The following is a 25066-nucleotide window of genomic DNA, read 5'->3' as shown; positions in this document are numbered from 1 at the left end:
TCACGTGGATTTGGCCTGATCGAACAGGCGGCCCACTGGGCTACCAATCAGGTAGATCATGGCGATGAAGTTGGCCTCGTTCCGGTAGCCGCGTGCGCGTGACCAAGCCGCCTGGAACAAGCCGTTCATCCCTTCCAGTCGCGCGTTCGTCAGCCCCGAGATCCAGCGCCTGACCACCGCGTCGGTGTGCCGCTCCAGCGTCTCCAGAGCTTTTCCCATGGGCTTCAGCAGTGGCTTCTCCGAGACCGCCGCCTTCATGACCTTGAGGTAGTTCGTGATACGCCACCGGGCCGCTCGCGGTGTCGGGGCCTTCTGGATCCAGCGCAGCTTCTCCTTGATCACCCAGGCGTCGGACGTGGCGCTCTGGTCAGCCACCAGTTCCTGGAGCGCCGCCAGCTGCTTGGGCGTCAGGTTCTCGTTTTCCAGGCTCTTCAGCAGGGCCCAGCGCAGCGACTTGGGGTGTCCCTGCTCCCGGCGCTCCTTCTTGCGTACCTCGTCCAGCCGCTTGGTGAAGGTCTGCACGATATGAAACCAGTCGACCGTGACCTCGGCCCTGGGAAGATGCTCGGCCACGCCGCTCAGGAAGGCCTGTGACATGTCACAGACGACCTCGGCCACGTTGTCCGGATCGCCGCCATGAGCCGCCAGGAAGGCGCTGAAGGCCTTGATGGTGTCCTTGCCGTGGCCGGGGACGGCGAAGATCACCGGCTCCTGCTTGCGCTGCATATCGAGGAACACCGTCACATAGCGCTGGCCGCGCCGGGAGGCGGTTTCATCAACACCGACGGTGGCCACCTTGGACAGGTCCAGCTCCCCCAGCATCCGACCGACGTAGTGATGCACGATGCGCCACAGCCGCTTGTCGGAGATCTCCAGCTGCCGGGAGACGGCCAGCACCGGCATCTCCTTGACCAACGACATGGCGGCTTGCTCGAACAGCAGGGTGAAGTCGCTGCCCGGCCGCGCCCAAGGGACCTCGATACGCTTGACGCCATGCACCGGGCACTTGGTACGCGGCACGCGAGCATGCAGGTAGCAGTGGTGCTGGAAGAAGTTCAGATGCCGCCAGGTCTTGTCGGCGAAGTCGTGAGCCGGGCAGGCCTTGCCGCAGTCAGGACAGGGGTAGAGGCTGCCCCGCTCGGCCTCGACGTAGAGGTCCAGCCGGTGGGGTGACACGGCGGTATCCAGGTGCTGGTCCTTGAGGATCCAGGGCGCTTCCAGGCCCAGGCCGAGGGTCAGAATCTGGGTGCCGTCCATGCCATGCCTCCTGTCGTCGTGGAGGCCATATCCTGGCCCAGCTCAGGGGGCGAATTCCACACCCAACGACGAAGAGCCGTATTTTCTGGTTGGCAGGAACGAAAGAGCAGCGACCTCAAAGGCGCTGTCGCTTCCCGTCCTGGTGAGGGTTCACGAAGGACTGGAGCAGCATACGGTCTAGCTGCAGGTCCCGCGGTTCCCTGAATTCCTCGATGCCAATCGTCATGCCGAGATGGCCGGCGGCAGGCTGGCCCCGGTAGGTGCCGAACAGACGATCCCACCAGCCCGCCCCATGAATGAGGCGTGATAATACGTATTCATGAGGGAATCCACCAGACAATATGCCGCTAGATGTCGCTCTCTCCTTGAGTAGTACTTCCTACGCCTCGAGTGGCCGAAACTTGCGATCCACGGGGTGGTGGCTACCCCAATAACTACAACAGCGAGTGCGAGCTTGAATTTCAAAACAATTCTCCTTTCCTGTTGGATGACAGCATCAGAGAGCGCCACACATCTGGATTCACCCTTAATAGGACCCATAAAAACCAATCTCGGTCATGTCTTTAACGCGCCATGCCTGGCGCACCAAAAAAAGGCTTGGGCATACACCCAAGCCAATGGATCAAAACAGCTTCTCTGCTATGCTACTAGCTCATCCATCCTAGAAACTATATTGGGCAGCCACCATCACACGGCTCGCGTCTTCTTCACGGCCATCGGCCAGCTCCGTTTCGAAGTAGCCGTACTCGATGCCATACATCAAGCGCTCACTGGGTGTCCACATAACGTTGACAAAAGCATTCTGGTTTTTTCTACCGGCATTCCCCTGCACTGAGGTATCACCAAGATCGACATCGGTATAGCCGTAAGAAGCATTAAGGCTATACTTTGGTGAGAGTTGTAATGAGACGCCTGCCGCCGCACCATTGCCCGATAGCGTTTGCAGCTTACCGTCGGTATCGACATAGGCATCGGCACCGTTGAAGAAATCGCCAGACAGGTAGAGGTAGCTGTTGGCACCTTCGCTGGCGTGTACAATTCCTCTCAAAGTCACTGGCCCAATACCGTAAGAGCCGCCAGCAAATGCCCCATAACCCATTTTCGTGTCCTTTTCGCTTCCAGTATCGTATTTCAGCTGTCGCGCGATACCTGCAAGGGAATAGGAAAAGTCCCCTATACTATCTTCATAGCGCAGGCTCAACGCAGGAATCGATGATACGGCATCGTCATTGTCCGGTAGCGAAGCCCCTCCTGGCACGGAGCCATCTATATTTTCGGCCAACTGAGCTTTAGGGTCTTCGACGGCCATCGAGAGATGGCCCATTGTGTAGCGAAGTTGAGCTACGCGAGATCCATAGCCATTGCCACCCGCCGTTCCAAAGAAATCCAGTGTGGGCGTGGAAGCGACAAAGGTGGTGTAATTCGACCAAGTCTGCCCAGCAAGGATGCCATTCCATGACCCATAGGCATGCCGTAATCTGAATCGAGGATTGTCATCGTTGTAGGACCAGAAGTCCCCCTCGATAACGGTGTCAAGCATGCTTCCATCGACAGGCGTGCTGGTTCGAAAGCCAATGCGGCTCTGGGTGGCGGATATCTGAAACTGATCACCGACCTTACCTTCCGACCTTTCGACTTCTCCAAAATAACCTTCGTTTGCCGATCCGGCATCCCGATCGAAGTTATAGGCCATATTCAGCCTGGCGTAACCATAAAGCCCTACAGTGGTCTCTCCCACTTCGGTTTCCAGGGCCGACGCAGACGTCGATCCGATTGCCAAGGCTATGGCCGTCATATTGATCAAGGGAGCCTTCTTGTTATTCCACATGATGACACCTCAATGTCTATAGCTTGTAATTGACGCCGCTTACGACACCATTAAATTAGCAAATGATTCTGAATCTACGCTGAATATTCCGTGACGAGATACCAGTCTTCTATAAAAAAAGGCCAGCTCACGGCTGGCCCTTCTGGTTCACATCATGACTGACAAGGGGAATCAATAGGCGACGTGTAGCTGATACCGATTGCTGAGATTATCCGCATTTTGGGTATACGACCATCCTGAGACTTCCACCTCGTATGCACCTGGTTGCAGCTGGCGTGAGAGCTGGAAGTGACCTCGCGGACTGGATGCTTCCGCCACACGACGACCGGAATCGTCATACAGCGTGGCCATGATCCGGACGCCTGAGCCCGATACGCCGGGGAATTGCTCGCTGGTTACCCTCAGCGTGGTAGGTTGATCGATATTGATCTGGAAGCGTTTCGGATGTCCGTTCGCCAGAATCTGCGTGGAGGAAATGCCTCTATCCAGCACCGGTAATTCCTGAGGAGCGGAGCCCCCCATAGCGGCCATAGTCGGCATTGAAAGTACACTTGCCACTGCGATCCCTAAAGTGACGATCTTGAGCTTCATGAGAGCATCCTCCTTGGTTGATGACACTCTCATGGTAGCGATACAACTTGAAATAGAACTGAAAATCCAATCGTGAATTGTGAAAAAACGCCACCTTTCGGTGGCGCCCGCATCAAAAACACAACTAGGGTCAGAACATCAGCCTCACTCCCGCCACGACGCCGGTGTCTTCGGTCGCACCACCGCTGGCCCGGGTAAGATCGGCCGTATCGCCATACTGCTTTTCCCAGTAGGCGCCGACATAGGGCGCGAAGCGCCTGGTTATCTCGTAACGCAGCCGCAATCCTGCGCGGACGGCGTTGAGGCCTTTGCCAACGCCGAACTCCTCGACCTCGCTGGCGGCAACGGCGATCTCGGTGCGTGGCTGAAGGTAGAGGCGCTGGGTCAGACGCAGGTCGTACTCACCCTCGAAACTGGCCGAGACGTCGCCTTCGTCGCTGACCTGCAGAGCAGCATCAACCTCGAAGACATAAGGCATGGTACCTAGGAGGCCAATCACGCCATAGGAACGCTCGGGATGATCGTCCGAGAAGACCCCGCCCTGGTAGCCCACGCCACCCTGCAGCTCCCAGAAGTCAGCGATCAACCGGCTATAGAGAAGCTCCAGGGATTCGAACTCGGCGTCCTCGCCATCGCCCTGGACGTTCTCGCCCTCGGACTTCAGGTAGACACGGTTGACGTCGCCGCCGTACCAGGCCTCGAAGTCCCAAACCACGGCCTCTTCCCCCTTGTCGGGCACGACGTACTCGAGCCGGTCGAACAGTGCCATGCCCATATTGTGTTCCACAACCGGTGACGGCCAGCCGGCCGGAGCATCGTAGCCGTCCTCTGCCTGGGCGACGGAAAACGCTGTCGTGGCCAGCAGGACACCGGCGGCGGTCAGTGGGATTCTGTTATTCATGCCTTCTCCTTACGAAACCTTGACGACCCGGAACATGCCGGCATCCATGTGGTAGAGCAGGTGGCAGTGGAAGGCCCAGCTGCCCTCGGCATCGGCGGTGATCAGCGCCGAGACGCGCTCCCCGGGCTTGACGTTCAGGGTGTGCTTGCGAGGAATGAGCTCGCCCTGGCCGTTCTCCAGCTCCATCCACATGCCATGCAGGTGGATGGGGTGCTCCATCATGGTGTCGTTGACCAGGATCAGGCGCAGGCGCTCGTCCTTGTTGAAGCGGATGGGGCCGGTCACCTCGCTGAACTTCTTGCCGTCAAAGGACCACATGTAGCGTTCCATGTTGCCGGTGAGGTGCAGTTCCAGTTCCCGCTCCGGTTCACGGCGGTCCGGCCAGGGAGTGAAGGCCTTGAGGTCCCGGTAGACCAGCATGCGTCGCGCCTCCGGGTCGATGCCGATGCCGGCCTGGTCGTAGCGGGATCCCGGCTGGGCCGCCCCCGCCGCCAACATGCCGTTGGCATTGATCCTGCTGCGCTCATTCGACATGCCCTGCATGTTGGAATGGTCCATGCCCTGCATGCTGGAGTGATCCAGGCCCTGCATGTCCGAGCCGTTCATGCCGGAATGATCCATGCCCTGCATGTCTGAGCCGCCCATCCCGGAGTGGTCCATGCCCTCCATGCCGTGGGCCCCCATGGCCTCCATGCCGCGGTCGGCAATCTTGCGTCGCTCGGGGATCTCGGCGGCCATGCCCTCGCGCGGCGCAAGGGTGGCGCGGGCGTAACCGCTGCGATCCATTGCCTCGGCGAAGATCGTATAGGCCGTGTCGTCCTCGGGGGCGACCAGCACGTCGTAGGTCTCGGCCACCCCTATCCGGAACTCGTCGACCGGTACCGGCTGCACCGGCTGACCGTCGGCTGCCACCACGGTCATCTTCAATCCGGGAATACGCACATCGAAGTAGGACATCGCCGAGCCGTTGATCACCCGCAGGCGGACCCGCTCACCGGCCTGGAACAACGCCGTCCAGTTCTCTTCGGGGGAATGACCATTGAGCAGGTAGGTGTAGGTGCTGCCGGTGACGTCGGCGATGTCGCGAGAGCTCATGCGCATCTTCGCCCACATACCACGCATCTCGGCGGTGGCAGCAAAGCCTTCCTCACGCACGTCGGCGAAGAAGTCGGCGATGGTGCGCTCCTGGAAGTTGTAGTAGCCCTCGGCGGTCTTCAGGTTACGGAACACCGACATGGGGTCCTCGAAGGTCCAGTCGGTGAGCAGCAGCACATGCTCACGGTCGTAGCGGAAGGGCTCGCGTCCGGCGGCATCGATGATCAGCGGGCCAGCATGGCCGAGCTGCTCCTGCAGGCCGGAGTGGCTGTGATACCAGTAGGTACCGTTCTGGCGAACGGGGAAACGGTAGGTGAAGGTCTCGCCCGGCGCGATGCCGGGAAAGCTCACTCCCGGTACGCCATCCATCCCAGGCGGCAGGATCAGGCCATGCCAGTGGATGGACGTGGGCTCGTCGAGCAGGTTGGTGACCCGCAGCACGGCGTCCTGGCCTTCCTTGAGCCGGATCATCGGCCCGGGGCTGGTGCCGTTGATGCTGATCGGGCGTGCCTCCTTGCCGTCGATCAGGATCGATTCGCGGCGGATGGCCAGCGACACCTCCGGCCCCTCTTCGACTCCCTTGGAATAGACATTGGTCTGACCCCAGGGGTTGGCCCAGCTAGGACGTAGGCTAAGGGCCGCTGCCGACCCAAGGCCAAGCGCCGCACCGCCTTTGAGGATCTGACGACGTGACATCGGGTGCGTGATGACGCGCGAGTTTGCCATGTGTGACTCCCGTCCATGTTTGACGCGAGCCAGTTTGACTGACGAACCTGAAACAGGCCTGAAAATGCGCAATTAATCGGTAGATTCCTTGATGGGCACCTCCATCCTCACGCACAAGCCCCCCAGTGCACTGGGCTCAAACCTCACTTTCCCGGCATAGCGCGTCATGAGTTGCCACAGAATAGACAAGCCAAGGCCATACCCAGGATGACTTTCATCCAGCCGCCGGCCGCGCTGGCCAAGGCGAGGCAGGTCATCTACTGGAACACCAGGACCGTCATCCTCAACGGTAATCCTGAGGACATCATCGAGCACAATGCGACTGTCCACTTTGCTACTGGCCCACTTGCCGGCATTGTCAAGCACAATCCCTAGCATTTCGGAAAAGTCCTGAGATTCGATGGGTACACGTTTCTCAAATTCCCCCGGCAAGCTCATGGTGAAATTAATGTTTGGGTAAAGACCTCGAAACATCTCGGTCAACCTTGTGCAATCACGATGGAGATCAGACATACGCCCCGCGTTTGGTCCCGCAATCCTTGACCGCCTAAGTTCTGCATCCAGTTGGGCGTGAATCTCCTCGAGACGCTGCACCAGCTTCTGGCGACGAGTATCATCAATAGGACGCGTCCCTCGCAGCACCTGGGTCACCGCCGCGAGCGGCGTCTTGAGTGCGTGAGACAGGTTTGCTACCGAGTCGCGAGATCGTTGCAAACGACTATCGATCTCATCCATGAATCGGTTGAGCTGAATGACGAAGCTATCTAGCTCAGAGGGAACATCCAAGGATAGACGCTCTCGATCTCCAGTTCGAAGTTCTCCAAGTTGATCCCGTAGGCGTGAGAGAGGTATCAAGCCTCGATTGACCGCCAGAATATTCAGCAGCACCAGGAGCAGTAACAGAACTGCCGCAATAGCCGCTACCCACCAGTGAAGCTCATGCAGCCCCGCTTCTACCTGAGAAAAATCTTCACCAACAAGAAGCACCCCACGCTCTTCCTCCAAAGAGAAAGACCGCCGATATACCAATAAATGTTGCTCACCATCCCTGACTTCCACGAGATCATCACTGGTGTCATCCAACAAAAAGTCCAGTGCCTTCACCCAACGTGGGTCTGAAGAGGAGATATCGCTTCCTAAGCGTAGAACGTACAAGTGGTGAAAGGCTTGAAAACCACGGCTGGCGGAATCCAGCACGATGGGGGTAGCAATATGATCCTTTTGGACTTGTTCAATCGCATGGTCGGCTTCTCGTTTCAGGCGCTCTCCGAGAAAATCGCGCGCCAGGTCTTGAAGCAAGATACCATGCAGCAGCCATGTGGCTCCGGTCACGATGATGGCAATACCAGAGAGCCAACCCAGCAAGCGGATTCGCAGGCTCCGTGGGTCAATTCGTAACAAAGACATACCCCTGCCCGCGCCGAGTCTGTATCGACGATTTCCCTACATGACGTCGCAATCTGGCAATGTACACTTCAATAATATTAGGCGTCGCCGCATCTTGATCCAATGCGTAAAGTTGCTGGAGGAGGCGTTCTTTAGAAAGCACTCGATCAGGATGATGCATAAAATAGCGCATAAGGGCAAATTCAGTTCCGGTCAATGACTGCCAAGCTCCCCCATTGACGCTGACAGATCGGCTTGCCTCATCCAACGTAATACCATTGAGAGAAAGCTCATGCGACGTACTGCCAAACTTCCTGCGAAGTAGTGCTCTAATCCTGGCTATTAGCTCAGGCTCATGAAAGGGCTTTGTCAAGTAATCATCAGCACCTTCTTCAAGACCTACGACCTTATCTTCCCATGTATCTCGAGCCGTCAGAATCAGAACAGGAAGGTCGTATCCATCCTTACGCCACTTCTTGAGCAAATCCAGCCCCGAGCCATCTGGAAGACCGAGGTCGAGGACTACCAGTTCATAGTGCTCGGTTGCCATAAGTGACCTGGCCACTTTCAGCGAAGTGGCCAAGTCAACCCGGTAACCGTTGTCTTTCAGACTTTCGGCCAGACTCTCTGCGAGAAGGTCGTCATCTTCCAGAAGCAACAGTTTCATGTGAAAAGCTTACCCCTGTAAATCGATATTCCCGGACATGCCGGCCTCATAATGGCCCGGAATGTTGCAGGCGTACTCCAGCCCGTCCACATTCTGGGGGGCAGTCCATACAAGCTCTGCGGTGTCACCCGGAGCGATGGTCACTGACGGCATGTTGCCACCATGCTCGCCTTCGGCCATGTCATGGCCTCCGTGACCACCATGGCTACCACCACCGCCATGGCTACCCCCCATCTCCTGCATCATCTTGCGATGTGCTTCCTGAGCCTCGGCATCACCGATGACGAATTCGTGCTCCACGTTACCAGTATTAACAATTTCGAACTTGATTGTTTCGCCGGGAGCAATGTTGAGCTTCTCCGAGTCGAACCACATGTCACCCGCCTCGACGCGGATGGTGCGATCGACCTCAGCATTGTTCACTGATGAATGTGAACCGCCGTGCTCACCTGCTGCAAAAGCAGCTGTCGTAGCGAGGCCGAGTGCTAGGGTCAGTAGAGTCTTGCGCATGATATGCCCTCTTTTAGTTGAGTCAGGGGAGTTCACTTGTAACGCACAAACCTGAAGACAAGCTGAACAAAGCAAAAAATAGTGTCAATCCACATCACACCTTGACATTGGGCCCACCCATAGGTTGTAAGCTCATAACTGAACTGAAGCCATGACTGCCTTCCCGGGGTGGGTAAGGCGATTTCTCTACCATCAGCAAGATGAGAGTACAGCACATGATCAAGCACAAGCAGCTTCTCGCCATCGCCCTGGCCGCCAGCATGGGTGTCGTCACCAGCGGTGCCGCCTCTGCGCAAGGTATGCAACAGGGTCAGGGCATGCAACAAGGCGGCATGATGGGCGGTCAGGGCGGTATGGGCCCCGGCATGATGATGGGCGGCCAAGGCGGCATGGGCCCTGGCATGATGATGGGCGGTCAAGGCGGAATGATGCCATGTCCGATGATGGCGAACATGGGCGGCATGGCCGAAATGCTCGACGAGGAGCAGCTGAGTTCCCTGCGCGAGATGCGCAGGGAACAACGTTCCGCCCACTTCGAACGCATGGGCGAGATGATGAACCTGCGTGACGACATGATGCTGCTGATGCAGGCGGAGCGTCCTGATCCGGAGGAAGTCCAGGCACTCCATGGTCAGATGGCCACCCTCCAGGGCGAGATGATGGCGGACAAGGTGCGCATGCGTAATCGGATGCAGGACCTGCTGAACGATGAGCAGCGCGAGCAGCTGAAGCAGGACCCTTCCTCCGACAACAACCCGCAGTGATACCCGATGCCCGCCGCCTGGCGGGCATCGCTCAGCCATCTCGCTCCATATTGCGCTGGGTCAAGGTGGTCAACCGGATGACTGGCACAGAATGACGCAAGGAAGTCGAGGGAATCACCATGACCGCACCGACCGTATCACAGCACCGCACACGTGGAGGACGCTTGCTGGCATTGCTGCTCGTGGTGCTGCTGTCGGTGACCAGCCTGGCCGGCCAGGCGGCCAAGGAGAGCTGCGCCGCTGACTGCAGCACGGCTGAGGTCGAGTTGTTCGATCACGCCGATCCTGAATGCGCCGGCTGCGCGGCCCTGGCGGCGACGCTTCTCGTCATTCCTGCCACCCCCGACACCCTGGCCGACACCGCCGGACCGGCCAAGGTCGAATTCATCGCCCCGCCCCCGCGCGAACCTCCCAGACCCTGACCGTGCATCCAACGCCTCGGTGATGCTGGCCATCGGCCTGCCACCGGATTTATCTGCACGTTCGTCAGGAGTCTTGTTATGTTCAGCAACGAATGCTTCGCCTTCATGGACTCAATGAGCTGGATGGGATGGCTGATGCCGCTGACGGTCACGCTTTTGCTTGGCCTAGGCATTGCCGCCCTCGTCAAATACCTGTTCGTTTCCCGTCACACCCAGGAGAACCGCTCATGAACCGCTTTGCCCCCACCCTCTTTTTCTCCACCGCGCTGCTGTTGGGCGCCGGCACCACCCAGGCCGCATCGCCGACCGAGGCCACCCTCTACAAGAATCCCCAGTGCGGCTGCTGCGACGAGTACGCCCGCCAGCTTGAGGAGCGCGGTGTCAGCGTGACCATCGTCGATGACGTGGAGCTGGGCAAGGTCAAGGAGCGCGTCGGCCTGCCCTACGGGCTCGGCGCCTGCCACACCATCGAGATGGGTGAATACGTGATCGAGGGGCATGTTCCCTTCGTGGCGATGGAGAAACTATTCGAGGAGCGTCCGGACACCGATGGCATCGGCCTGGCCGGCATGCCTATCGGGACCCCCGGGATGCCGGGCCCAAAGCAGGAAGACTGGAACGTCTACCAATTCCGCGACGGGGAGTCCAAGTCTTTCATGACGCTCTGAAAACTAGGTCAGACTGATTAAGCTCCGACTCAAGTCGGAGCTTTTTCTTCAGATCCGTGGCTTCAACAAGCCATTCAATAAATAAACGATTAATCAACTACCTAAGGGAGAACTCTATATCTACAACCTAGATGCTTTCATGGGTTTCGAATGATTTTCAGGAAACCAATATTTTAATCAGGACTTCTTCAATATTTCATTTAGACTCAGAGAGTCAATAAACTGAGTCGGAACAAAGGCTTCTTCCTCTGATACTGCAAGAGGATTATAATCTGAATATCTTGAAACCTCACTAAACAGAAGGCTTTCTGGTTTTTCTTTGAATGGATTATTCTGGCCGGGAAACATGACTTGGTATGCCTTGACAAGGTGCGCCAAATCAAGTGAATCAGCACCTTCGACCATTGCAATAGTAACAGCCTCATTAAGCAATGCTTTTAGACGCCGGACCTCCCCCCGGCTATAAGAAAAAAGGGGTAATGCTATATTTTTATCTTCCAATCTTGGCGGCGTATCGAAAGGCATCCTGACCGCCAACCCCTTAAGAAATCTTACAAACTCTTCTGGTCCATTTGACAATTTGAAATATGGAATAACTCTACGGCAAATTAGGCGGGAAGACCATTGTGGCTCTTCAGCAATTTGTGCAGCCCATGGCATCCCAACCAAAACGATAGGGATCTGTGACTCCTCGCTGATCATCTTTAATCGATTGGCAATGACCTGCCTATCACGAGCCGACTTGAACTCGAGAATCTCTTGAAACTCGTTTATTATTATTAACTCTGTTTTACAGCGTCTCAACGCCTTGATCAATGATTCCGTCAAACCAATATCACGACTTCTACCACGGCGATACTCACTACCAAATTGCCCAAGATCGCTGAGCATCTGAATCATCATCTGTTCGAGATTAAGCTTACTGGGGATACGACTTACCAATAATGGCTTAATTAAAACATCACCTTCTCGGCGCACATCAACCCTAGATTTGTAATGATTGATCAGATGAGTTTTACCTGACCCTGTATCACCGATAAGCAGCATGCACTGTGGCTCACCGCCTAATTTACGATAAGCTCTCAGCCGATCAAAATCTTGAAGAACCGTCGTGAGAACTGGGTGCTCCACAAAGCAATCAATGAAACTTTTCAGCCTTTCCCTATCATTTGGTTCAAGCTCAAACATCAGTATGGATCCCAACCGGACACATTCGACTCCCACTCATCAAGTATCGAATTACTACTCGAACCATTATTTTCACTAACATTTTCTTCTGGGATTTTTTTAGCGTTACTCTCATTCTCAGAACATACCGAAGAAGCCCCATCACTACCAATATTTTTATATCTGGCCAACTTCTTCATTCCACTAACGGATTTTTTGTTCTTCGGGCCGCTCTTAAGGAGTTCGACCTCATCTCTTATACGCCCCTCGATATACAACCTGGATTCAGATAACCCCACCCTATCTACTTGGGAATGGATGAACCTTCGCTGAAACCTCCGATTTGTTTGATGCTGAAATAACGACAACCCCACAGTGTAATCATCAGGATCTACAGCATTAGCTATAACGTACCCATCTTCACCGGGGAGATATACATACAACTTAGAAAGGTCATCAGGATCAATCTTTACTTTAACCTTAACACCACGGCTTTTACCAGAATTAGGAGTCAGCTTCCTGACAGCATCAAGCTCAACGCTTGAGTATCTCAAGCATGCAAACCTCACTCCATCTTTACCCAACACACGATCAATCGTGGGGGCCAATTCCATCTTGACTCGGAACTCATCATCATCGCGATAAATTATAGGAGGGAATTCCTTAACTCCTTGTTCCCATGAGATAATTGGAACGCTGTCTTTACGGCTATTGGAGTCTTGGTGATACACATCCACAACCCACTTATGAAAAAGCTCCATAAAAGTGGAAAATCGCATGACAGCATCTTTTTCCGGATTATAATCTTCCAACTGGTCAATACCGGAAAATGTTTTACCTGGCATTGAAATCAGGAAATTTTGGTTAATCTGCCCAAAAAATCTTTCAACCAAAGGCTTTAGCCATGGGCGCCCAACGGGATTATATTGAATATCACTTACAACCGATTGACATGCCAATTCAAGACTCTTACTCCAAAACTCGGCGCCATTATCCACTACCAGAGCTTCAATCTTCCCTTCACATGGCCAATCACAGTTAACCATTGGATACGTTTTCTTCACATACCCCTTGCTCAGCATAGCGTTAATAAGGGCCTTTCGAACCGAGTCATAGCCGGGTTCTTTATAACCAATATAAAAGCCAACTAGGCATTTGCTATATGAGTCAATCAATGCCGTTATATATGGTCTTCCCAACACGACCAACAATTCATCATCCAACAGCATAAGATCTAGAGCGGTGTGATCAACCTCAACCCTTTCTAGCACTCTAGTAGGCTGAACATGTGCACCTACAGGTTTATATTTTCGATCCGCGTATCGCTTACCATATCTTGCCAAATCGACATCATAAGGCGGAATATTAGATACTCTATGATAAAATGCTGTCTGACTCATCGGGTTCAGCTTCCCGGAGATCACACCTCTATTTGCAAGATTAATTAGATCACAATAATACACGTAAGCAAACCTTATAGACGGCCTTTCCTTACGCATATATTTCTCACTCATTGCTCGCCAAAAATAGTGACCATCATCTTCCATCTTGTTCTTCCTATTTCCTTTCTTATGGTGCTTTGGGATTAGAGCCTCCACTGAAAATCCATTATTTTTATATGCGCTATGCCAGCCAGCCAGTGTTCTCCAGCTTGGAACTGGACCATCTAGAGTTTGTAAGATCTCAGCGCCGCCTAGTAATGGCTTGAGGTTCTTCTCCGTCCAACCACCACTGATTCTTTTTTTAAAATACTGTATATATGTTAAACGTCTTAGTGCTTCATCTCGAAGTTTATCAGGATATGTATCAAGAGGCCTGCCACCTCCATCACTGGATTCGGGAACACAAATTTCACGAAAAAAAGCATCATTATGGGAATGCTTGGCGGCAGCTGATTTAGTTTCAGGCTTGCAAGGTTCTATGAATTCATCTTCAAATAGATCCAGCCCGAGATCATGACCATAATCGTCCACATCATCACCACACGACCGAGTCAACCCCTAACTTAGCCACTGAGAGATCACTACTCATCTCACCAATTGCCAACCATGAAATTACAGATGTAAGTACAGCACTGCTTGGCTCCCCCGTTTCATGCACCAAATCTCGTACTCGCACCTTCCCACTCTTCCTAACGATGTCCAGCAACATCAGGTGAAGTGGTGTTAGCGTCTTTAACCCGGAATATCGATGGAGGAGTTTAAGATTGCACAAGACTGGGTTTACTCTGATTTGATTATCTGTTACCAGCAATAGTGGAATACCATTTTCCATGGCACTTTTTTGGCGACAGATAAATTTTTCCTTGAAATCTTCATTCTCGAGCTCAGCATATGGTTTCACCTCAATGAAACTAGAACCACGAGATTTATCGAAAATTAGAAAATCTGGAGTATAAGGTAGTTTTTTGTCGCCAAATGAATAGTAGAAGCCTTCAGGTTGTGCCTCATAGGAGCTTATAGAGGGTGTATACTCGAAATGAAAACATGCATCAAATTCTAGTGAGGACTCAACAGTTAGCACCCTATTCATCTTAGGGCTAGCGAACTTGTACAAATTCTTGACGCGGGAATGCTTGAGGCGACGCCTGTACATAGCTTGCTACCATGTGGGTAAGGTTACAAAGCAAGCTAGGCTATGCAGGCTTATCCTGCAAATTATGCAAACTATCTGGGAATCTATGCAGATTTATGGTGCAAACGACAGCATGCTAAGCCACTCATCCTCGCCGCACTGGAGAACGACATGACACAGCCCCGCCTCGGCTTCATCGGCATCGGCCTGATGGGCGACCCCATGACGCGCCGCCTGCTGCAGGCCGGCGTTGCCGTCACGGTGTGGAACCGCACCCCGGCCAAGGCCGAGCCGCTGCGCGAGGCCGGCGCCACGCTTGCCGGCTCCATCGGCGAGTTGATGGCGGGCGTGGACGTGGTGATGCTGTGCCTGGCCAATACCGCCGTGGTGGAAGAGGTGGTGTTCGGCGAGGGCGGCGTAGCGGCGCATGGCCTCGCGGGCCAGCGCCTGGTCGACCTCTCCAGCAGCGACCCGGCGGCAACGCGCCGCTTTGCCGAGCGGCTGGAACAGGAGTGTGGCATGCGCTGGGTCGATGCACCGGTTTCCGGCGGCGTGGCGGGGGCCGAGGCCGGCAGCCTGGCGATCATGTGCGGCGGCGCGGAGGCGGACGTCGACGCCGTACGCCCCCTGCTCGCCCCGCTCTCGGCGCGGGTCACGCACATGGGCCCGGTGGGCGCCGGCCAGGTCACCAAGGTGTGCAACCAGATGATCGTCGGCTGCCAGGCGGCGGTGATCGCCGAGATGGTGGCCCTGGCCGAGGCCAGCGGTGTGGACGCCAGCCGCCTGACCGAGGCGCTGGCCGGCGGCTTCGCCGATTCCAAGCCGTTCCGGATCCTCGTTCCGCGCATGGCGGCGAGCGAGTTCGACAGCCCGGCCTGGCACCTGCGCACCCTGCTCAAGGATCTCGACCTGGCGCTGGCCCAGAGCCAGCGCGCCGGTAGCGCCACGCCCATGAGCGGTCTTGCGGCCCAGTTGATGCGCGCCCATGTCAATCATGGCCACGCCGAGCACGACCCGGCGACGCTGGTGGAAACATACCGCCGGAAGAAAGACTAACCCTGCGGCTCCTGCCCGCCGCGCTGCGCGGCAGGCGGCCTGGGATTCAGCAGGGGCTGGATCAGCATGCGGTCCAGCCTCAGCTCGCGGGGGTCGCGGAACGCGTCGATGCCGAGCGTCATGCCGAGGTGCCCGGCAGCGGGCTGGTCGCGGTAGGTGCCGAACAGCCGGTCCCACCAGGGCAGGTTGAAGCCGAAGTTGCTATCGGTTTCGCGGCGCACGATGGAGTGATGAACGCGATGCATGTCGGGCGTCACCACGATGAGGCGCAGCCGGCGGTCGAGCCACTCGGGCAGGCGCACGTTGCCGTGATTGAACATGGAAGTGGCATTGAGCAGCACCTCGAAGATCAGCACCGCCACGGCCGGTGCCCCCAATAGCATTACCACGGCGATCTTGATGCCCATCGAGACAAGGATCTCCAGCGGATGGAAACGCAGACCGGTGGTCACGTCGAACTCGAGATCCGCGTGGTGCATGCGGTGCAGGCGCCACAGCCAGGGCACGGCATGGAACAGTCGATGCTGGAAATAGATCGCCGCGTCCAGCAGCAGCAGCGAGAGCGGCAGCGCCAGCCACAGCGGCGCCGAGAGCAGATGGAACAGCCCCCAGCCGTGCTCGGCGGCCACCAGGGCGGCTCCCACCGCCGCCAGGGGAAAGAGCAGACGCACGGCCAGCGTATCCAGCACCAGGATCGACAGGTTGCCGGGCCAGCGCTGCCAGCGCCGTATTCGCTGCTCACGGCGCGCGGCGCGGAACTCCCACAGCGCCATGGCCGCGAGCACCGGCAGGAAGATGCCAAGGCGGATGAGCGGTTCGTGAAGCAGTAGTATCTCGCTCATGATCATGGCTCCGGCGTATTCCTGCCCTGATGGTATCGCTTCCGAGCGGGATTTGTCCCTTGCTCCACCCTTCCGTACACTTGTTTGACTCTCCCCTACACGATGCTACGCCGAGGCATGACCATGGCTTTCGATTCGACCTCTACCTACGTGGCTACCGATGCCTTGAAGCAGGCGGTGAATGCCGCCGTGACCCTGGAGCGACCGCTGCTGATCAAGGGCGAGCCGGGCACCGGCAAGACCCTGCTGGCCGAGGAGCTGGCGAACTCGCTGGGCACTCAACTGATCACCTGGCACATCAAGTCCACCACCAAGGCGGCCCAGGGCCTCTACGAGTATGACGCGGTGAGCCGCCTTCGCGACTCCCAGCTCGGCGTCGAGGGCGTGGAAAATGTCGAGAACTACATCAAGCCCGGCAAGCTGTGGGAAGCCTTCACCGCCGACGAGCGCGTGGTGCTGCTGATCGACGAGATCGACAAGGCCGACATCGAATTCCCCAACGACCTGCTCCAGGAGCTGGATCGCATGGAATTCCACGTCTACGAGACCGGCGAGACCATCTCCGCCAAGCATCGGCCGATCATCGTCATCACCTCGAACAACGAGAAGGAGCTGCCCGACGCCTTCCTGCGCCGCTGCTTCTTCCACTACATCGAGTTCCCCGACCGCGAGACCATGGCCGCCATCGTCGACGTGCACTTCCCCGATATCGCGCCGAAGCTGGTCAGCCAGGCGCTGGAGGTGTTCTTCGACCTGCGCCAGGCGCCGGGGCTGAAGAAGAAGCCCTCCACCTCTGAGCTGGTCGACTGGCTGAAGCTGCTGATGGCCGACGAGCTGGCCCGTGAGGCGCTCTACCATCGCGACCCGGTGAAGGCGATCCCGCCGCTCGCCGGTGCGCTGGTGAAGAACGAGCAGGATACCCAGTTGCTCGAACGGCTGGCGTTCATGATGCGTCGTCAAGGCAACCAGAGGCGCTGAGCCATGTTCATCGGCCTGTTCGAGACCTTGAAGCGCGCCGGCGTGCCGGTATCGCTGCGCGAGCTGCTCGACCTGCATGCGGTGGTCGAGCGCGGCGTGGTATTCGCCGACATGGAGGCGTTCTACCAGGTGGCGCGCACCGTGATGGTCAAGGACGAGCGCCACTTCGACCGCTTCGATCGCGCCTTCGCCGCCTGGTTCGATGGCCTGGAGAACCTGGACGCCGCCATCGAGGCGCTGATCCCGGACGACTGGCTGCGCCGTGAGTTCGAAAAGCAGCTCTCCGAGGAGGAGAAGGCCCAGATCGAATCGCTGGGCGGGCTCGAGAAGCTGATCGAAACCTTCAAGCAGCGCCTCGAGGAGCAGAAGGAGCGTCACGCCGGGGGCAACAAGTGGATCGGCACCGGCGGCACCAGCCCCTTCGGCGCCTACGGCTACAACCCCGAAGGCATTCGCATCGGCCAGGAGGGCTCGCGCCACCGCCGGGCAATCAAGGTGTGGGACGAGCGTCGCTTCCGCGACTACGACGACTCCCTCGAGCTCGGCACGCGCAACATCAAGATGGCGCTGCGCCGGCTGCGCAAGTTCGCCCGCCAGGGTGCGGCCGAGGAGTTCGACGTCGACGCCACCATCCGCGACACCGCCCGCGACGCCGGCCTGCTCAATGTGCGCATGCGCCCGGAGCGCCACAACGCGGTGAAGGTGCTGCTGTTCCTCGACGTGGGCGGCTCCATGGACGATCACATTCGCGTCTGCGAGGAGCTGTTCTCCGCCGCCCGCTCGGAGTTCAAGCATCTGGAGCACTACTACTTCCACAACTGCTTGTACGAAGGGGTCTGGCGCAGCAACTATCGGCGCACCAGCGAGCGCATCCCCACCATGGACGTGCTGCATACCTACGGCCGCGATTACCAGGTGGTGATCGTCGGCGATGCCGCCATGTCACCCTACGAGGTGACCCACCCCGGCGGCAGCGTGGAGCACTTCAACGAGGAGGCCGGTGCCGTATGGCTGAAGCGCCTGGCCGACAAGTTCCCCCGCCTGGCCTGGCTCAACCCCATGCCGCCGCGAGCCTGGGAGTATACCCACTCCACCCAGCTGATCCGTCAGTTGATCGACGACCGCATGTATCCCATGACCCTGGAGGGCCTGGAGAATGCCATGCGCGACCTGGCGCGCTGACCCAGGCGCCGCGAGCAGGAGCGATTCGGCTCAGGATCGCTTGCCCCACACCAAGCCCACCCCTATACTGTATTTTCATACAGTTTTAACATGACATCCACGCTATCCGGCCGGGCCGGAGGTTCTAGCGGATAGACTCGCTATAGCCCTATTTGGTTATTAGCTTGAAAAATAGCCTTCAAAGGCTATTATCCTGACATCACCGACGCGTAGAACATGCTCATGGCGCAGCGCATCGCCGTACTCACGGGCGATCTGGTCGATTCGCGCAAGGCCAGCGACCCCAAGCGGCTCTTCAAGATACTCGATACCGCCCTCGAGTCGATCACCGAGCGCTACGGTGGCCAAGGCGAGCGGTATCGTGGCGATGGGTTCCAGATCGCCTTGCCCGACCCGGCGGCAGCCCTGCCCGCCGCGGTGCTGCTGCGCGCAGCCCTGATTCGCCACTCGGAGGAGCGCCAGCGCTGGGATGCGCGTATCGCGGTCGCCATCGGCAAGGATCGCTGGCAACCCGAACAGCGGGTCACCGAGGCCAGCGGCGAGGTGTTCGTGCGCTCCGGCCAGACGCTGGATGCCATGAGCGAAGGCACCTCGCACCTGTGTCTCAGCCTGGTCGAGGAGGACGGCAGCGAGTGCCTGGCGCTGTTGACCCGCTTCGTCGACGACCTGATCGACGGCTGGTCGCGCTACGCCGCCGAGGCCGTCTATCTCAGCCTGTGGCACGAGGAATCCCAACAGGCGCTCGCCAAGCGGCTCGGCATTAGCCAGCCCAGCGTGCACAAGCGGCTACGCGCCGCGCGCTGGGCACTGCTCGAGGACTACCTTCGCCACCTCGGCCAACGCTTCAAGGACGACTCACGATGAATGCCGATCTCTCGCTGCTGCTGGGGCTGGTGCTGGTCCATCTGCTCGGCGACTTCGCCTTGCAGCCGAGCCGCTGGGTCGAGGCTCGCCTGGTGCGCAAGGTGCGCTCCCCCCAGCTCTACCTGCACGCGGCACTCCATGGCGGTTTGGCCCTGGCGGTGCTGGGCGCGGCCACCCTGAGCCGCGCTACCGCTGCGTCCTGGGGCGTGGTCCTGGGTGGCGCGGCAGCGATCGCCGTGAGTCATGCCATGATCGATCTCGGCAAGGCCTACCTGTCGCCGACGAGGCTGCGCTGGTTCATGCTCGACCAGGCATTGCATCTGCTGGTGCTGCTGGGCGTGTGGCTGGCCTGGCTGGGCCACTGGCAGCCGCTGCTTGCATTCTGGCACTGGCTGTTCACGCCCCGGGTGCTCGGCATCGTCGTTGCCTACCTGCTCGTCACTCGCCCGCTGTCGATCGTCATTGCCCTGGTGATACAACGCTGGAGCGCGCAGATCGACAATCCGGGCACGCTCATCGCTGCCGGCGCACGTATCGGCATGGCCGAGCGCGTGCTGGTGCTGACCCTGGTACTGCTCGATCAGTTGACCGCCATCGGCTTCCTGCTGGCCGCCAAGTCGGTGCTGCGCTTCGGCGAACTGCGCGGCGCCCAGGATCGCAAGCTGACCGAGTACGTGCTGATGGGCACCTTGCTCAGCGTCTCGACCGCGATGGTGCTCGGCCTGCTGATACGGCTGGTGGTACAGGGGAGCTGAGCATGCCGAAACGCTGGACCACCCTGTTGGGCATCGCCATGGCGGGCGCTTGGCTCGCCGGCTGCGCCGCGCCGGAACCGCTCGAGCGGCGCGACGGCTACGTGGTGGACCACACCCACGTCTCACCCTCGCACACCAGCCGCGTGCGTCACCTGGTGATCCACTACACCGACGTCGACGAGGCTGAATCGCTGGCCGTACTCACCGGCCCCCATGTCAGCGCCCACTACGTGCTGCCGCTGCCGGCACGAGAACACCGTGGCCAGCCGCGGGTCTATCAACTCGTCGACGAGGAGCGCCGCGCCTGGCATGCCGGCGCCAGCGCCTGGAAGGGCCGCACCGACCTCAACGACACCTCGATCGGCGTCGAGATCGTCAATACCGGGCCCGACCGCCCCTATGCCGAGGTGGAACGGCTGCTGGAAGAGGCCCCGGAGGCGTCGGTGGAGATCGGCTGGGCACCCTACCCCGAGGCACAGATCGAGGCGTTGATCGCCCTCTCCCGCGACATCATCGAACGCCACGACATCCACCCCACCGACGTGGTGGCCCACTCCGACATCGCGCCGACACGCAAGATCGACCCTGGCCCGCAGTTTCCCTGGCGCCAACTCCATGAGGCCGGCATCGGCGTATGGCCGAATGAGGAAGCCGTGGCTCGCTGGCAGGCCCGTTTCGAAGCCGAGAGCGTGCCACTCGCCACCCTTCAGCAAGCGCTCAGAAGCTGGGGCTACCGGCTGGAGGCAACGGGGGAGCTGGACCGCGAGACCCGCGCCGTGCTGCGCGCCTTCCAGATGCGCTTCCGCCCTGCCAACTATCGCGGGCAGCCGGATGCCGAAACCGCCGCGATTCTCTGGGCGCTGCTGGAAACGTATCGTCCCCTCGAACTGGAGCGGCTCGAGGAAACGGCGCCCGAATGACTCCTCCTACATCGTCGCCAGCCGCTCGCGGTCGTTGATGCCGGCCATGCGTACCAGCGCCAGGGCCTCGTCGAGGCTTTCCACCTCCTCGACCCGCACCATCTCGCTGTCGAGGCTGACCGGCTTGCCGGTCTTCTCGGAGAGCAGACGCTCCAGCGACGGCACGTCCATGTTCCCGTCCATCTTCAAGGCATCGACGCCGGCGCTGTCTGGCGCGCCTGGGAGATAAATGGTGCCGTTGGAGAAATCCACGGCGTAGGCGATCACCCCCGGGACGATGAAGAACAAGAGCCCCACGCCGTTGGCGATGGCCACCACCGGATCGATGCGACCGCTCATCTGGCCCTTGCGCTCGGGATGAAAGACTGTACCGCAGCCCACCAGGGCGGTGATCGACACGCCTAGCACCAGCCCGGCCAGGGCACGACGAATCTGGATCCTCATGGTAGGAGTGCTCCGCAGTAAGGTCGGGTTACCGACGCCGGACGATTGCCGCCCCTGGCGCCGCCATGGAGAATGGCGGGAGATTACCACAGTGAAAACTAATACGAGCGTTTGCATCTTTCACGGAGGCCCACATGAGCAACACCGCACTGCATACCTGCCAGGGCAGCGCCATCGAGCCACGACTGGAGGAACTGGCTCATCTGCGCATCACCGTGTTCCGCGATTTCCCCTATCTCTACGACGGCAGCTTCGACTACGAGGCCAACTACCTGCGCCGCTACGCCGAGTGTTCCGAGAGCCTGTTCGTGCTGGCCGAGGATGGCGATGCCCTGGTGGGGGCCGCCACGGGCATGCCGCTGGCCGAGGACGTGGAAGAATTCCGCACGCCGTTCGAACAGGCCGGCTTCGATATCGACAGCGTTTTCTATTACGGCGAATCGGTACTGCTGCCGAGCTACCGCGGCCGGGGTATCGGCAAGGCCTTCCTCGCCGAGCGCGAGCGTCATGCGGCCAAGCGCGGCTTTGCCACCGTCGCCTTCTGCGCCGTGGAGCGCCCCGACGACCATCCGCTGAAGCCGGAGGGCTACGTGCCGCTGCACGGCTTCTGGCGTTCGCAGGGCTACGAGCGCCACCCGGAGCTCGCCACCACCTTCCGCTGGAAGGACATCGGCGAGCCGGAGGAGAGCGACAAGCCGATGGTGTTCTGGCTGAAGTCATTGGGATAGCAGTCACACGAGGGGCGCCGGGGACAGGGCGGTCATTTGCCAGGGGTGAGGAGCACTGCTCCGAACGGGCTGGCCATGGATGGCCAGCCCCGGTCCTGCGAGCGGAGCAGGATGCGCGAGCGAAGCAGGGCGAAAGTCGCGCCCAGGGATGGGTTCACAGCGCCTCCTTGAAGCCCTGTCGACGGATCAGCCCCGAGGCAGACAACGCTTTTGCCGCCGTTACCCGTTGGCCGTACAATGCCCCGAACGCCGCCCGCCGCGGCACCTCGACTCATGTCAGCCATGCTGGAAGGAAACGCCGGACCCATGCGCGCCACTCAACTGTTGATCGCCACCCTCAAGGAAACGCCTGCCGACGCCGAGGTCATCAGCCATCAGCTGATGCTGCGTGCCGGCATGATCCGCCGCCTTACCTCGGGCCTGTACACTTGGCTACCGGTCGGCCTGCGCACCCTGCGCAAGGTGGAGCGGATCGTGCGCGAGGAGATGGATCGCGCCGGCGCCCAGGAAGTGCTGATGCCGGCGGTGCAGCCTGCCGAGCTGTGGCAGGAGTCCGGCCGCTGGGAGCAGTACGGACCCGAGCTGCTGCGCCTGAAGGACCGCCACGAGCGCGACTACTGCGTCGGCCCCACCCATGAAGAGGTGATCACCGACCTGATGCGCCGCGAGCTCTCCAGCTACAAGCAGCTGCCGGCCAACTTCTACCAGATCCAGACCAAGTTCCGCGACGAGATCCGGCCCCGCTTCGGGGTGATGCGCTCGCGCGAATTCATCATGAAGGACGCCTACTCCTTCCACATCGACCAGGCCTCCCTCAAGGAGACCTACCAGGCGATGTACGACGCCTACGTGCGGATCTTCACCCGTCTGGGCCTGGACTTCCGTCCCGTGCTGGCCGACACCGGCGCCATCGGCGGTACCGATTCCCATGAATTCCACGTGCTGGCCGACTCCGGCGAGGATGCCATCATCTTCTCCACCGAATCGGACTACGCCGCCAACATCGAGAAGGCCGAAGCACTGCCCGCACCGCTCGGCACCACGCCCGAGCGCGCCGCGCCGAGCGAGGCGCTGCGCCTGGTCGACACACCCAATGCCAGGACCATCGCCGCCCTGGTGGAACAGCATGGCCTGCCCATCGAGAAGACCATCAAGACGCTGATGGTCCGCGCCACCGAAGGCGGCCTGATCGCCCTGCTGGTTCGCGGCGACCATGAACTCAACGCCATCAAGGCCGAGAACCTGCCCGAGGTGGCCGAACCGCTGACCATGGCCACGGAGGAGGAGATCCGCGCGGCAGTCGGCGCCGGCCCCGGCTCGCTGGGCCCGGTCAACCTCGACATGCCGGTCATCATCGACCGCAGCGTGGCACTGATGAGCGACTTCGGCGCCGGCGCCAACGTCGACGGCAAGCACTATTTCGGCATCAACTGGGAACGCGACGTGGCGCTGCCCAAGGTCGCCGACATCCGCAACGTGGTCGAGGGCGACCCCTCGCCGGACGGCAAGGGCACCCTCTCGATCAAGCGCGGCATCGAGGTCGGCCACGTGTTCCAACTGGGCAAGAAGTACTCCGAGGCGATGAACGCCACGGTGCTCGACGACAACGGCAAGGCGGCCCACCCCTGGATGGGCTGCTACGGCATCGGCGTCACCCGCGTGGTGGCCGCCGCCATCGAGCAGAACCACGACGACAACGGGATCATCTGGCCCAACGCCATCGCCCCCTTCCAGGTGGCCCTGGTGCCGATGAACGCGCACAAGTCGCAGCGCGTACGCGAGGAGTCCGAGCGGCTCTACCAGGCGCTGACCGCCGCCGGCATCGACGTGCTGCTGGATGACCGCGACCTGCGCCCCGGCGTGAAGTTCGCCGACCAGGAGCTGATCGGCATTCCCCATCGCCTGGTGGTCGGCGACCGCGGGTTGGATAACGGCGAGCTGGAGTACAAGGGGCGGCGTGACAGTGAAGCGACCATGGTGCCTGCCGAGACGATCGTCGAGTTCCTGCGCGAGCGGGTCGGGGGGTAATCGAGGGCTGGCCGCGGCGCTGCTGGCCGCGGCCGGCCTGCTCGTCACCCTGCCGGCGGCGGCGCAGGCCCCGGGCGGTGATGGCGACATCCAAGCCACGGGGTTCCTCGACGCCCTGCCCGTTGCGCTGCAATCCTCGCCCCGCCAGCGCGTGCGGGTGGAGCCCGACGTGCCGCCCTCGCTGCGCCAGACCCTCGATACGCTGGTCACCACGCCACCCTCGCCGGATCAGGTGTGGGCGGCGCGCCAGTGGATGAGCGAGATGGAACCCAGGCTCGCTCGCTTTGTCAGCGACCAGCCCCTGCGCGGCGAGATGCTCACCCGGATCTACCATGAGGCCCGCCTGGCCGGCCTGGCCCCGGAGATCGTGCTGGCGGTCATCCAGGTCGAGAGCGCCTTCCAGCCGGAGGCCGTCTCCTCCGCCGGCGCCGTGGGGCTGATGCAGATCATGCCGTTCTGGATCCGCGAGCTGGGTCGCACGGCCGACGACCTGATGGACCCCTGGCTCAACCTGCGCTATGGCTGCACCATTCTCGCCCATTACCTGGCCGTGGAGCGCGGCGACCTCACCCGGGCGCTGGCCCGCTATAACGGCAGCCTGGGGCAGACCTGGTATCCCGAACGGGTGATGCGCGCCTGGACCGACCACTGGTGGATCGCGCGCTGAAGCAGCGTAGACGAATAAAAAAATGCCGGCCCAATTGGGCCGGCTA

The 25066-nt window shown here is 59.4% G+C and carries 26 protein-coding genes; 13 read left to right on the top strand and 13 right to left on the bottom strand.

Annotation, left to right across the window (positions count from 1 at the left end; all coding sequences use genetic code 11):
- The 8 genes from HNO51_RS08075 to HNO51_RS08040 form a co-directional block, all read right to left on the bottom strand.
- A complete protein-coding gene (locus tag HNO51_RS08075) occupies positions 1-1257 on the bottom strand; it encodes an ISL3 family transposase (protein WP_209538902.1) in 1257 nt (418 codons plus the stop codon).
- Positions 1258-1918: 661 nt separating this feature from the next.
- Complete coding sequence (locus HNO51_RS08070) at positions 1919-3085, bottom strand: DcaP family trimeric outer membrane transporter (RefSeq protein ID WP_209538901.1); 1167 nt, start codon at positions 3083-3085, stop codon at positions 1919-1921.
- 171 nt (positions 3086-3256) lie between these two features.
- On the bottom strand, positions 3257-3676 hold the full coding sequence (locus tag HNO51_RS08065; protein WP_209538900.1) for a hypothetical protein: 420 nt from the start codon (positions 3674-3676) through the stop codon (positions 3257-3259).
- 130 nt (positions 3677-3806) lie between these two features.
- The gene (locus HNO51_RS08060; protein ID WP_209538899.1) at positions 3807-4577 is read right to left on the bottom strand and encodes a copper resistance protein B; all 771 of its coding nucleotides are present in this window, start codon (positions 4575-4577) and stop codon (positions 3807-3809) included.
- A gap of 9 nt (positions 4578-4586) precedes the next feature.
- Positions 4587-6398: a copper resistance system multicopper oxidase gene (locus HNO51_RS08055; RefSeq protein ID WP_209538898.1), complete on the bottom strand. Its 1812-nt coding sequence runs from the start codon at positions 6396-6398 to the stop codon at positions 4587-4589.
- Positions 6399-6470: 72 nt separating this feature from the next.
- Complete coding sequence (locus HNO51_RS08050; protein ID WP_242597223.1) at positions 6471-7763, bottom strand: ATP-binding protein; 1293 nt, start codon at positions 7761-7763, stop codon at positions 6471-6473.
- Positions 7764-7785: 22 nt separating this feature from the next.
- On the bottom strand, positions 7786-8451 hold the full coding sequence (locus HNO51_RS08045; protein ID WP_209538896.1) for a response regulator: 666 nt from the start codon (positions 8449-8451) through the stop codon (positions 7786-7788).
- Positions 8452-8460: 9 nt separating this feature from the next.
- Positions 8461-8961 (bottom strand): cupredoxin domain-containing protein, encoded by a 501-nt coding sequence (locus tag HNO51_RS08040; RefSeq protein ID WP_209538895.1) that lies wholly within the window; start codon positions 8959-8961, stop codon positions 8461-8463.
- A 215-nt stretch (positions 8962-9176) separates the two neighbouring features.
- On the opposite strand from HNO51_RS08040, the gene HNO51_RS08035 reads away from it, so the two are divergent.
- The 4 genes from HNO51_RS08035 (at position 9177) to HNO51_RS08020 (ending at position 10815) form a co-directional block, all read left to right on the top strand.
- Positions 9177-9725, top strand: a complete 549-nt coding sequence (locus HNO51_RS08035) for a Spy/CpxP family protein refolding chaperone (RefSeq protein WP_209538894.1) — start codon at positions 9177-9179, stop codon at positions 9723-9725.
- A 119-nt stretch (positions 9726-9844) separates the two neighbouring features.
- Positions 9845-10147, top strand: a complete 303-nt coding sequence (locus HNO51_RS08030; protein WP_209538893.1) for a hypothetical protein — start codon at positions 9845-9847, stop codon at positions 10145-10147.
- Between the two features lie 78 nt (positions 10148-10225).
- Positions 10226-10378 carry a hypothetical protein gene (locus HNO51_RS08025; RefSeq protein WP_023007307.1) on the top strand — a complete coding sequence of 51 codons (153 nt, stop codon included), beginning with the start codon at positions 10226-10228 and terminating at the stop codon, positions 10376-10378.
- Positions 10375-10815 carry a DUF411 domain-containing protein gene (locus tag HNO51_RS08020; protein ID WP_152484055.1) on the top strand — a complete coding sequence of 147 codons (441 nt, stop codon included), beginning with the start codon at positions 10375-10377 and terminating at the stop codon, positions 10813-10815. Before HNO51_RS08025 ends, HNO51_RS08020 begins: the two co-directional genes overlap by 4 nt.
- Positions 10816-10992: 177 nt before the next feature.
- Here the strand turns inward: HNO51_RS08020 and HNO51_RS08015 are convergent, their stop codons facing one another.
- Genes HNO51_RS08015 through HNO51_RS08005 form a run of 3 tightly spaced genes read right to left on the bottom strand, consistent with a single transcriptional unit; the run spans position 10993 to position 14505 of the window.
- The gene (locus HNO51_RS08015) at positions 10993-12003 is read right to left on the bottom strand and encodes a TniB family NTP-binding protein (RefSeq protein ID WP_152484056.1); all 1011 of its coding nucleotides are present in this window, start codon (positions 12001-12003) and stop codon (positions 10993-10995) included.
- Positions 12003-13955, bottom strand: coding sequence for a Mu transposase C-terminal domain-containing protein (locus HNO51_RS08010; RefSeq protein WP_209538892.1), 1953 nt, complete (start codon positions 13953-13955; stop codon positions 12003-12005). Before HNO51_RS08010 ends, HNO51_RS08015 begins: the two co-directional genes overlap by 1 nt.
- A 4-nt stretch (positions 13956-13959) precedes the next feature.
- On the bottom strand, positions 13960-14505 hold the full coding sequence (locus HNO51_RS08005; protein WP_172976073.1) for a TnsA endonuclease N-terminal domain-containing protein: 546 nt from the start codon (positions 14503-14505) through the stop codon (positions 13960-13962).
- Positions 14506-14727: 222 nt separating this feature from the next.
- Between HNO51_RS08005 and HNO51_RS08000 the strand changes: the two genes are divergently transcribed.
- Entirely contained in the window at positions 14728-15612 is an 885-nt protein-coding gene (locus tag HNO51_RS08000; RefSeq protein WP_209538891.1) for an NAD(P)-dependent oxidoreductase, read from the top strand.
- On the opposite strand, the gene HNO51_RS07995 is transcribed toward HNO51_RS08000, so the two are convergent.
- Complete coding sequence (locus tag HNO51_RS07995) at positions 15609-16454, bottom strand: sterol desaturase family protein (protein ID WP_197450537.1); 846 nt, start codon at positions 16452-16454, stop codon at positions 15609-15611. The genes HNO51_RS08000 and HNO51_RS07995 overlap by 4 nt on opposite strands.
- Before the next feature lie 123 nt (positions 16455-16577).
- Between HNO51_RS07995 and HNO51_RS07990 the strand changes: the two genes are divergently transcribed.
- From HNO51_RS07990 to HNO51_RS07970, 5 genes are all read left to right on the top strand, one after another.
- A complete protein-coding gene (locus tag HNO51_RS07990; protein ID WP_197450536.1) occupies positions 16578-17432 on the top strand; it encodes an AAA family ATPase in 855 nt (284 codons plus the stop codon).
- A gap of 3 nt (positions 17433-17435) precedes the next feature.
- Entirely contained in the window at positions 17436-18614 is a 1179-nt protein-coding gene (locus HNO51_RS07985; protein WP_209538890.1) for a vWA domain-containing protein, read from the top strand.
- A 222-nt stretch (positions 18615-18836) separates the two neighbouring features.
- Complete coding sequence (locus HNO51_RS07980) at positions 18837-19478, top strand: helix-turn-helix domain-containing protein (RefSeq protein ID WP_197450534.1); 642 nt, start codon at positions 18837-18839, stop codon at positions 19476-19478.
- The gene (locus HNO51_RS07975; protein ID WP_197450533.1) at positions 19475-20233 is read left to right on the top strand and encodes a DUF3307 domain-containing protein; all 759 of its coding nucleotides are present in this window, start codon (positions 19475-19477) and stop codon (positions 20231-20233) included. Before HNO51_RS07980 ends, HNO51_RS07975 begins: the two co-directional genes overlap by 4 nt.
- 2 nt (positions 20234-20235) lie before the next feature.
- A complete protein-coding gene (locus HNO51_RS07970; protein ID WP_197450532.1) occupies positions 20236-21153 on the top strand; it encodes an N-acetylmuramoyl-L-alanine amidase in 918 nt (305 codons plus the stop codon).
- A gap of 6 nt (positions 21154-21159) precedes the next feature.
- On the opposite strand, the gene HNO51_RS07965 is transcribed toward HNO51_RS07970, so the two are convergent.
- Complete coding sequence (locus tag HNO51_RS07965) at positions 21160-21597, bottom strand: hypothetical protein (RefSeq protein ID WP_197450531.1); 438 nt, start codon at positions 21595-21597, stop codon at positions 21160-21162.
- 134 nt (positions 21598-21731) lie between these two features.
- Here HNO51_RS07965 and HNO51_RS07960 point away from each other — a divergent pair, with 134 nt between their 5' ends.
- From HNO51_RS07960 to HNO51_RS21245, 3 genes are all read left to right on the top strand, one after another.
- Positions 21732-22325, top strand: coding sequence for a GNAT family N-acetyltransferase (locus HNO51_RS07960; RefSeq protein WP_197450530.1), 594 nt, complete (start codon positions 21732-21734; stop codon positions 22323-22325).
- Positions 22326-22631: 306 nt separating this feature from the next.
- Entirely contained in the window at positions 22632-24353 is a 1722-nt protein-coding gene (locus HNO51_RS07955) for a proline--tRNA ligase (protein ID WP_209538889.1), read from the top strand.
- Complete coding sequence (locus tag HNO51_RS21245) at positions 24289-25020, top strand: lytic transglycosylase domain-containing protein (protein ID WP_422674257.1); 732 nt, start codon at positions 24289-24291, stop codon at positions 25018-25020. The genes HNO51_RS07955 and HNO51_RS21245 overlap by 65 nt, the downstream gene beginning before the upstream one ends.
- Positions 25021-25066: the final 46 nt, after the last annotated feature.

It is taken from the genome of Billgrantia sulfidoxydans (assembly GCF_017868775.1).
GTDB classification, from domain to species: Bacteria; Pseudomonadota; Gammaproteobacteria; order Pseudomonadales; family Halomonadaceae; genus Halomonas; species Halomonas sulfidoxydans.
This window is presented reverse-complemented; position numbering and strand designations above follow the sequence as displayed.